Origin of the sequence: Methylobacterium sp. Leaf361 (assembly GCF_001424445.1) — a bacterium.
In the GTDB taxonomy this organism is placed as follows: domain Bacteria; phylum Pseudomonadota; class Alphaproteobacteria; order Rhizobiales; family Beijerinckiaceae; genus Methylobacterium.
Map to the genome: position 1 here is coordinate 1 of NZ_LMPY01000098.1, position 384 is coordinate 384.

At 75.7% G+C, this 384-nt stretch carries 1 pseudogene; it reads left to right on the forward strand.

Annotation, left to right across the window (positions count from 1 at the left end):
• Positions 1 to 384, forward strand: a pseudogene (locus ASG32_RS35540) (hypothetical protein); the annotation flags it as partial.

Here is a 384-nt window from a genome sequence, read left to right on the forward strand (position 1 = left end):
GGCCTGACCAACACCGGCACGGCCCTCAACACCGGCACCATCGGCGGCGGCGCGACCAACAGCGGCAGCCTGATCAACGCCGGCACCCTCGCGGGCGGACTGACCAACACCGGCACCGCCCTCAACGCCGGCGCGATCGCCGGCGGCGTCGCCAACACCGGCCTCCTCGCCACCAGCGGCACGATCAGCGGCGGCCTGACCAATGCCGGCACCGTGCTCGCCAGCGCCGGCCGCATCGACGGGCCCATCGCCAACAATGCCGGCCTGCTCGCCGTCGCCGGATCCSTGGCCGGCACCGGCCCCTTCGCCAACGCCGCCGGCGCGACGCTCGCCGTCACCACGGGCGGCAGCTACAGCCTCGCCGGCCCCCTCGCCAATGCCGGC